This window comes from Pseudanabaena sp. PCC 9330, from assembly GCF_055795045.1.
Window position 1 is genome coordinate 1 of record NZ_JAYFES010000083.1, and the last position, 442, is coordinate 442.

A 442-nucleotide genomic window follows, 5' to 3' on the forward strand; every position below is an offset into this window, starting at 1 on the left:
TTGGGAGCAAAGCCTTGGCTCATGGGGACTCACTAAAGGTCGCAGCGATAGAAGGCCCCTAGCATGTCACAGTCCTATTTTTCTTGCGCTTACCCTGCGCCACCACCGGGTTTATACTTAACAAGATCTAGGGTGACCATGGGTAAGCCTGTCAGTTTGGCCAAACGTTTGCTGAGCGTAGATTTGCCCCCTCCAGCATTGCCAAATATAGCCACCTTCTGCATAGATACCTCGCTTAAAAATCCGGCACTAGCCAAATGAATAAACTCTGTGTCAACGCTTGGCAACGCCCTAAACCTGATGCACCCCATCAACAGCTAGATCATACAAAATCTAGATGAGTTATATCCAGGGTAAGCGCAAGAAAAATAGGACTGTGACATGCTAGGGGCCTTCTATCGCTGCGACCTTTAGTGAGTCCCCATGAGCCAAGGCTTTGCTC

General features: G+C 49.1%; 1 pseudogene. It reads right to left on the reverse strand.

Features of this window, described 5'->3' with window-relative positions:
- Window positions 1-101: 101 nt before the first annotated feature.
- Window positions 102-224, reverse strand: a pseudogene (locus AC0QKW_RS07490) (isopentenyl transferase family protein); the annotation flags it as partial.
- Window positions 225-442 lie beyond the last annotated feature (218 nt).